General features: G+C 77.5%; 1 protein-coding gene. It reads right to left on the bottom strand.

Translation table 11 applies throughout. The features are described from left to right. Window positions 1–559, bottom strand: a 559-nt coding sequence (locus V8688_RS32050; protein ID WP_342802389.1) for a glycosyltransferase, incomplete at both ends; no start/stop codon positions are given.

Below are 559 nucleotides of genomic sequence, written 5' to 3'. Positions count from 1 at the left end.
GAGCGCGGCCAGCGGCGGGATCCAGTAGGCCAGGGCCGCGAGCGCGCCCACCGCGGCGCCGGCGTCGACCCGGCCGCCGTAGGCCGACCACAGCCAGCGGGTGTAGCCCTCGGTGAGTTCGGCCGCGCCGTCGTACATCCGGGTGCCCGCGCTGGGGCCCGCGGCCACCAAAGCGGTGCGATGACCCGTCCGGCGCAGCGCTCGGGCCAGGTCGAGGTCCTCGGTGGCGCTGGCGGCGACGGCCGCGTGGCCGCCAGCGGCGCGATAGGCCGCGGCGTCGACGGCCAGGAACTGTCCGCACGCCACCGCGGTCGACGGGCGCAGACTGTGATTGGCCGGGCCGACCGGCAGCGTCGAGGCCCACGACCAGGCCAGCAGCGGCTGGACCAGGCGTTCGGTGGCCGAGCCGGACTCCTGCACCGGCCAGGCCGACACCAGACCGGCTCCACGCCTGCGTAATTCGGTGACCGCCGCGGCGATCGCGTGCGGGGCGAGCCGGACGTCGGCGTCGACGAAGACCAGGGCCGCGGCGTCGGTGCGGGCGGCCAGCCGCGCGCAG

The organism is Nocardia sp. No.11, from assembly GCF_038752175.1.
GTDB classification, from domain to species: Bacteria; Actinomycetota; Actinomycetes; order Mycobacteriales; family Mycobacteriaceae; genus Nocardia; species Nocardia canadensis.
This window is presented reverse-complemented; position numbering and strand designations above follow the sequence as displayed.